10 protein-coding genes are annotated in these 7149 nt (G+C 38.7%); all 10 read right to left on the bottom strand.

The window, feature by feature from the left end:
• Positions 1–431 precede the first annotated feature (431 nt).
• On the bottom strand, positions 432–563 hold the full coding sequence (locus tag NG55_RS21380; protein WP_267284003.1) for a hypothetical protein: 132 nt from the start codon (positions 561–563) through the stop codon (positions 432–434).
• Between the two features lie 306 nt (positions 564–869).
• Positions 870–1097 carry a hypothetical protein gene (locus tag NG55_RS20245; RefSeq protein WP_065344247.1) on the bottom strand — a complete coding sequence of 76 codons (228 nt, stop codon included), beginning with the start codon at positions 1095–1097 and terminating at the stop codon, positions 870–872.
• A gap of 174 nt (positions 1098–1271) precedes the next feature.
• A complete protein-coding gene (locus NG55_RS20250; protein ID WP_065344248.1) occupies positions 1272–1553 on the bottom strand; it encodes a hypothetical protein in 282 nt (93 codons plus the stop codon).
• Complete coding sequence (locus tag NG55_RS20255; RefSeq protein WP_065344249.1) at positions 1550–2803, bottom strand: zonular occludens toxin domain-containing protein; 1254 nt, start codon at positions 2801–2803, stop codon at positions 1550–1552. Before NG55_RS20255 ends, NG55_RS20250 begins: the two co-directional genes overlap by 4 nt.
• A 68-nt stretch (positions 2804–2871) precedes the next feature.
• Positions 2872–3150: a DUF2523 domain-containing protein gene (locus tag NG55_RS20260; protein WP_065344250.1), complete on the bottom strand. Its 279-nt coding sequence runs from the start codon at positions 3148–3150 to the stop codon at positions 2872–2874.
• Positions 3150–4883 (bottom strand): virulence factor TspB C-terminal domain-related protein, encoded by a 1734-nt coding sequence (locus NG55_RS20265; protein WP_213029728.1) that lies wholly within the window; start codon positions 4881–4883, stop codon positions 3150–3152. Before NG55_RS20265 ends, NG55_RS20260 begins: the two co-directional genes overlap by 1 nt.
• Positions 4853–5110 carry a major capsid protein gene (locus NG55_RS20270; protein ID WP_065344252.1) on the bottom strand — a complete coding sequence of 86 codons (258 nt, stop codon included), beginning with the start codon at positions 5108–5110 and terminating at the stop codon, positions 4853–4855. Before NG55_RS20270 ends, NG55_RS20265 begins: the two co-directional genes overlap by 31 nt.
• Entirely contained in the window at positions 5103–5303 is a 201-nt protein-coding gene (locus NG55_RS20275) for a hypothetical protein (protein WP_065344253.1), read from the bottom strand. Before NG55_RS20275 ends, NG55_RS20270 begins: the two co-directional genes overlap by 8 nt.
• A gap of 273 nt (positions 5304–5576) precedes the next feature.
• Positions 5577–5870, bottom strand: a complete 294-nt coding sequence (locus NG55_RS20285; RefSeq protein ID WP_065344255.1) for a hypothetical protein — start codon at positions 5868–5870, stop codon at positions 5577–5579.
• Positions 5860–7149: replication initiation factor domain-containing protein (locus tag NG55_RS20290; protein ID WP_407638715.1), on the bottom strand; the 1290-nt coding region annotated here is incomplete at its 5' end. The genes NG55_RS20285 and NG55_RS20290, both read right to left, overlap by 11 nt.

A 7149-nucleotide genomic window follows, 5' to 3' on the forward strand; every position in this document is an offset into this window, starting at 1 on the left:
TATTATGCAAAATCAGGACACCTTCATCTAAACAGCATTCTCCAGTAGACAGTTACTCACCTACCTTTAACCGCATATTATCATTGTTATTCTGTATGTCAGTTCGCTTTCGGAATACTCCGAAAGCTCTGTTTAGCCTATGCAAGATCAATTTTTTTAATTGTAGTCAGAAAGCGAGATGCTTTGATTTCATTTGTGACGCTGGCTAGACAGCCAGCTTAAGCCGCCTAATCGGCGGTATTTTCTAGGATTTAGGATAGTGATTCTTTTTATATCGATATATGCGCTTTGTTAGCGCATATATGACACAGCATAGCTGTGCCGAACCTAGATAAACTATTGTACCAAGAAAGAAAATAAGACCAACAACCATATTGGACAGGTAATAAAGATCATCAAAATTAAAATGGTACGCCCCAAAATCAAAGACCTCAAAGATATTTTAAAAAGAGCAAAATAAGAACAACAGCACAAGCACCAGTAAAAAAACCAAGCCCATAACCCACATAAAACCTAAATTTTAGTTCTTGTTTTGCTAAAACCCTTTCTTTAAATTCTGTCATATTTTGCCAATCCTTATTTTGGGTATAAAAACACTAAGTATGTGAAAATTATAAATTAGCTTATGCCAGGGAAAAGCCGGGTTTTTGTCTGCAGTAGAGCGAGCAATTGTAATAAAATGCCAATTGCTAAAGCCTCTCTTTTATCCAGTTAAATAACTCTCCTCCAAAAAAGAAAAGCATAAGAATTAAAAAAGTTATATCCAAAATATCTTCAGTAGTCATAAATCAAACTTCCTTAAAGCACTACAGATCCACGCCTAATCAAATACAAAACATGTATTTTGTTAACCAAAAACATGTTTTTGGTTAAATAGCCAGCGAGATCTCTTTGCATTCTTTTCCAGTAATGTAAGCAAAATCATTTAAAACAGATTCAAACTTTTTATAAAGTTTTTGCTGACCACGTGCAGTATTAATTGTTTGAGCATTATCACCCACATAAACAACAAGAGTGTAGTTACCAATAAACTGCCACACCTTTATTGTTTTCACAAAACCATGGTCAAACATGTTTTTAGCTTCATTGATCGTCACGATCCAAACCTCATTAAAAACAAAACATATATTTTGTATCACAAAATATATGTTTTGTTCAATAGTAAGGGGCGATCTGAATAAAAATAAACAAAAGGCGCACCATTAATTTCACATAAAAAACGAAGATCTCTTAAAAACTTCTGGTGACGATAGTATGAAAAAACATGAGAATCATGCGGACGTTTTCTTTTCATTCTTTAAAGCCCTATGTTGCTCAACAGCTTGTTTAATCAATCTTTGTTTTTCATCCAGTGATACATATTTACGCTTAAATCGATATAAATAACCATCATTTGTTTTAATTCGACTAGGATGCTCAAAATGCAATGTAATGAGATTTAAGAGCGTTTTTAAGAAACCCGTACAGATTGCACCAGTAAAGACACCTGAAGCAAATACAACAAAAAGAAGCTGATTTAACTGTGATATTTCGACTAAGGATAAAGTAGTCATAATGAATTTGCCCCATTGATCGGTTGTGAAGTGAGTGTTTGCGATTCATAAACAGAATTTTTTGCTTGGTTTTTATCATCTAAATATTGAAGATATTTCGCATATTGTTCTGGAGTCATTGGCTTATCTTGCTGTACTGATGCAGCAACATAGTTACCGTTATGTATATTGCTATTCATATTTGTAGGCTGTTTTGAATAATCGAAAGGCCGATTACCACGCATATAATTTTGACAATCAGATTGACTAACATCGGGCATATAGTTGCCTTGCTGATCTATAGCAATCAGCTTGCCACTGGAGAGCTTCATACAACCTGAAATTCGAGGATAGTCATTAACTTGTATTTGATAGTTTTCAGGTAATTGCGCTTCATAAGGCTTGTTGGGGTTATATGATATTTGAATCCTATCACCACCCACTGACTGACCGCTTTTTGACAGGTTGTTAAACCATTCAACACATTCAGGACGCTCTACATTTTGCCCTTTACGACACTCAGTATCCAAATTTTGAATTTTATCCGAAGTTACTGATGCAGCCGTAGAGCCTACAACTGTTGTAGGTTGTGTTTTACCCGTTGATTGATCTACGTTCTCTTTAAGCTTGGATGCAGATAAAAACGGGTTATCTGAGCCAAATACAACGTATAGAACAAGAATAATGACACAGACTAGAAAGCCACCCAACTTGAAGAAAATAGGCGGTACACGCAATTTATGCGTATCTAATGTTGTGGATTTATATTGATCAAAAATTTTTGAGTCAGGTTTAAATTTCTCATGCGACTCAGCCTTGTTTTTAGCACCCGTTGAATCAGGCATCGTTACAGCGTAACGCCACAAGAAAACATCAGCGAAACCACGACCATATGCACGATGTAAGTGATAGTGAGAGCCAACAAGACTTAATACATGGTTATGAATAAAACTCGGTGATTGAGTAACAAGAATAATGTCATGGCCAGTATGTCTATGTACCTCAAATTGCTTTACACGCTCATCACTAGAAAGCTTTTCACGACCTTTGTATTGCAAGAAATCAAATTGTTGTGCTTCATCATAGATAACAACAGATCCGTCAGGCGTGTCTCTCCAGTCAGCACCGTCAGGTAGTTTTTGAACACCCTCATAGTCAAATTCATCGATATTTGTATAAACAGCTCGCCCCTCTTTTAAATAACCAATTGCAAGCGTTGCTGTTTTAGCTGTTTTAAAAGAACCTGGCTTTCCCGTAATTAAAATTAGCATTGTTTTATCCTTGAGCAAGCGCCCCGCGCTACGTGCAACGAGGAGTCACACGGTGCGCAAGCGCTCGCTCACGTTAGTTTTCTGAATGACATTTCACTTGCAACGATTGTTGCTCTAGAGATCAGCGCACCAATAACAATAGAAATTGCATGATCAAGCCCTGAAATTGCTAACAAGCCTAGGTAAGTGTGATCAATTGAATTGGTTGCATTAATTGCTTTGTTAATGAATGAACTAAGAACAGTTTGAATAACGACAGTTGAAACGATAGCTACGCCTGCCCCGAGCAACACTTTCTTGGCAAAGTTGCTCAGCAGCCAAGCACCAAACAAAAATAAATATTGCATTATTTAATCCCCAAAATAATGTAAGCAGCAGCGATATACGCACAAGCAATAATTGCCCAGCGGATACGTGATAAAAGCTCACAAAGCGGAGACCAAGACAAAACAAGATTCGAGGATTGCCCCATTAGATTTATTGGGATATGAACATCAGCAGGACATTGAGAAGCCCATACAACATAGTTCTCTAAAACTTCTGGAGTTGGAACTTGTCCGACATCTACAGCGGTTTCACCTGTTGAAAAATCAGATTCATTACATTCTCTGTATTTTGAAGAATTTTCGTTATTTGGGTTGTAAGCTTCATTTTTACACTTGTTAATACCTTCAACCGCATCGGTGATACGATCTAATTTTTTATTAGTTTGTCCAATCCCTTCACTGGCTGCTCTAGCAGAATCATTGATTTCTCCGAGTGACTCACTCGCAGATGAAGTTGCTTCCTCAATTTTTTCTAAATGTTTATTTGACTGTCCAACCGCTTCACTTGTCGCTTGTGATGATTCTTCAATTTTTTCTAAATGATTATTTGATTTATCTAACTTTTTATTTGTTTCTTTCTGCTCACCAATAATCGAATCGAGAGCACCCTTAACAGAATCAATAAGAGCTGTAATGCTCGCTTTTAAAGAATTAATTGCAGTATTTAATCTATCTGACATTGCGTTAATCGCATTAATAATTCCAGACGAATCTACATCTTTGCCGTCTTTTCCATCCTTACCATCGAGACCATTTTTTCCATCTAAACCATTCTGACCGTCAAGCCCATTTTGTCCATCTTTGCCATCAAGCCCATCTTTTCCGTCTTTACCATCCTTGCCATCGAGACCGTCTTTACCATCTTTTCCGTCCTTGCCATCTTTACCATCATTGCCGTTTCCACTACCTGAACGAACACAAATCTGCTTGCCATTGAATGAACCAGAAACGTATCCTGAACCACAACCGCCCGCAGGACGATCACAGTAAGTTGCGCCATTTTCACAGCCTGTTTTAACGTCAGGTTGGTCATTATCAGGACATGTGATAGAACCATCTTTTTGACGAATACAGTTATCATTTGGTGGTTTATAACAACCACTGTAGGGGTCTTTCGTATCACACTGTCCATCATCTAAATTAGAACAATTCGGCGAAGGTTGATTGGAATCTGAATAAAGTTGACGTGCCGGTGTAGATCCACCACTTAGAGTTACCCAAAAAGGAGGTTTACCTTGAGCGCTAAAAGAACACACTGCACCACCAATACTCATGCAACGTCTTACAGGTACTTCACCATTTGAACCCATGTGAAAATCAGCGGGATATCCGACTTCAGGACATTTTGCTGTTTCTACTTTTCTAAAGACTTGAGCCGTCCTTGGTTCATCATAACGATAGTAATTACAATCCGCAGATGTATCAGTAATATTTGTAATAGTGCGATTTTTATCTTGTGCACCAACTTCAACCCAACGCTTATTACATGCTTCCTCAACAGTCGCATAATACGTAGTATCGGATTTTCTTATATACCAACTATCTGCAAAAGCATTAATAGATATGATCGATATAAAAAGAAAAACTAAATATTTTAATTTCATTTCACTAACACCGTAATAGCAATAATCATAACGATTGGTATTAACCAGTAAGCGATAGATGCTTGTTCCATTGCGTCCCCCAGTGAAAGAAGAAAGGGGGAAAATCCCCCTTTTTATGTTTAAGTACCTGCTCGGCGTAGTTGCTTCCAAATAGAGATGCCAGCAGTAAAGCCAAGCCAAGCGACCCCAATAGTTGCAGCAGCAGCCACAGCCAAACCAAGCATTGTGATAATCGCTGATACATCAAAAGTCATATCAGCAGCATTTGCAGATGCACCAGTTAATGTAAGTGCAAGAACAACGGCACCACGATTTAAAAGAGTTTGAAGGCGATCAGGTGCGCCAATTTGTTGTACAGGTTGTAATTCTTTAGCCATTAGATTTATCCCCTATGTGACTAAGTTTATTAAATGCAGCAGCTACAATGATCACTAGGCATGCAGCCGTACCGATCTCAGCAGCTTGATGCGGTGTAATAGCCAAGAAGTCATTGACAGTGACTTGCTCGACCCACAGAGCACATGTTTTAACACCATCGCTTTCTTGAAGTTGTGCACAAACATATGCCATGTCTCTAAATTCCTATTTTGGTTTTCCGAAAATTTCAGGGTGGGCAATATTGCTAGCCCCATCCTCATCTAAAACATCGATGTTCATTTTGTATTACCCAAATCAGTTGTTTTATATCTGTGATCTTGTCGTATTGATCAGTATTTAAAGTCTGCAAATACTGCATGTATTCCTCTAAATACTGATTAACGTTTTCAAGTCTATTTTTATTTAAAGCCCCAACACTTCTGTTATATGTCAGCGTTTGATAACCGTATGCTGACCTACGCCATGTCATTTGGCAGGCTGCGCTACTGGAGTAAGCTCCTTTAAGATCGTCACCGTAGTTTTACCGTTTGATACTTGCTCAAGCGTACAGTCCGCCATGAATGGGAACTTTTGATTTTTGATCTTTTCAAAATTGGCAGACGTACCCCATTTATAGTCAGCGCCAACTTGACCAGCAAAGTTTTCACCTTCCTGCAATTGAGCCTGATAAAAAACAGTGGTTGAATCGAACGGACGGCCGTTATATTCGCCTTTGCTCGACTTAGCGCCCAGTACTACAAGTTGCGTTTTAAATTGCATGGATAAATTCCTTATATGAAGATTGATTCAACAGCGGAACGCCCACAAATAAAGGCATTTCGTCAGTTTTTGATTCAATTTGTTGGTTTGAACGTATCGACTGGATAACAGCGACATGTGAGAATTTCAGACGTTTTGGAACTTCATCCTTGTCTGATGAAAGAACTTGAACGAGTTCGTCAGGTTCATAAAACTTTGCGAATTGACGGATATACTTGCCGAACTGGACTTTAGTAATCTCTAAAGCCTTGCTCCAACCAATTTCTGATTGTTTTTTAATAACTTCGGTCTTTTCAGGCGTGATGAATTCATCCCCTAATTGTCGAGCAAGCCACTCAAAACAAGGGTAAGCGCCGAGAAAATAGCGAGAAGGACGAAGTAAAACGTCAAACGGGATATAACGGTCGCTAGCTTTGAATTCGACCTCAGCTCGTGTCCAAAGCGAAAGCGGATTACCCTCTTTTTTACCTTTTTCATAGATACGGCAATATTTTCCACTGGTTCGGTTACCAATAGAAAGGGTACGCCCCTTCCCTGTTATTCTTTTCCAAGACCCGAAATGTTGAACTTCTGGAGCGCGACCACCACACCAAAATCCGTCTATGTTGTCCCATTCATTGGCAACATCGACATTCAGGAATTGACCATCAAAGTCATCGTGAGCAAGGTCAACACGGGTGATTTTAGGACGTCTAGCAAAATTATTTAGCCACTCATGTAAACGTTTTTCCCAACCCTTGCGAGCATTTGCACAGCCAGTGCCGTTAATTTGAATCGTGATTCTTTTAGAAACAGTGCCATATAACACAAGGCCAAAATCATTCTGAAGGACATAACCGTATTTATGACGGTGCATGCCCTTTTCACGCTTAAGACCTAAGCCAAAACCGAAGATTTCATAAAGATGCTGGTCTAAAAAGGTCTCAATTGCATATGTAAGAATGCTTTCAGCTTCGTCAGGGTTAATCGAAAAATATTCATCCCCAAGAGTTTCTTGACCAATACCGATAGAGACCCAGTCAATTGACGCAAAGCCTTCACGATCACAAGGAACTGAATGCAGAATCGGAACATTGCCCCGCTCCGTAGCTATGATTTTTGTATTATCGAGTTTACGAGGAAATGTATATTGATCTGTTTGAAGTCGAATATCGGCAACTGTGCTTGTGTCAGTGGTGTCATCCACTACCGTAACCCCCATATTATAAATGGGGGTTGCTCGAGCTGAATTTGCGAGGCTTTCCTTTGTGTTTTCTTTGTTTTTGATTGTTTTTTGAAC

This window comes from Acinetobacter gyllenbergii, from assembly GCF_001682515.1.
Taxonomy (GTDB): Bacteria; Pseudomonadota; Gammaproteobacteria; order Pseudomonadales; family Moraxellaceae; genus Acinetobacter; species Acinetobacter gyllenbergii.